The 466-nt window shown below is 70.6% G+C and carries 1 protein-coding gene; it reads right to left on the bottom strand.

Features of this window, described 5'->3' with window-relative positions; all coding sequences use genetic code 11:
• The coding region (locus tag IF54_RS40220) for a beta-galactosidase (protein WP_037821250.1) at nucleotides 1-438 on the bottom strand (438 nt) is incomplete at its 3' end.
• Nucleotides 439-466: the final 28 nt, after the last annotated feature.

Here is a 466-nt window from a genome sequence, read left to right as displayed (position 1 = left end):
GTAGAGACCCGCCTCCTCGGCCATGTCGAGGAGCTTGTCGACGTCGCGGACGCCGGTGAAGTCGTACACGCCCGGCTTGGGCGAGTGGTAGCCCCAGTCGAAGTACAGGGAGGTGGAGTTGAAGCCGGCGGCCTTCATCTTCTGGAAGATGTCACGCCACAGGTCGGGGCTCGGGAGCCGGAAGTAGTGGAACTCGCCGGACCAGAGGTAGGTGCGCCTGCCGTCGACGAGGAACGAGTAGCCGTCGTAGGTCACCGTGTGCGGTGTGGCGTCGGGGGCGGCTGCGGGGGCCGTCGGCGGCCCCTGTGCCTCCCGCGCCGCGGCCGGCGCGGTCATGCCCGTCGCCAGGGCGATGGTCGCGGCGGTCGCGAGGACCGCCCTCCACCACCGGCGGCGTCCCGGTCTGGCGGTCTCCGAATCGATCCGATCACTCCGCACTGCGGCCTCCCTACGGCCTGGGCAACAG

It is taken from the genome of Streptomyces sp. NRRL B-3229 (assembly GCF_000719505.1).
Classification (GTDB): Bacteria; Actinomycetota; Actinomycetes; order Streptomycetales; family Streptomycetaceae; genus Streptomyces; species Streptomyces griseorubiginosus.
The sequence above is the reverse complement of the archived record's forward strand: the minus strand, read 5'-3'. Positions and strand labels throughout refer to the sequence as shown.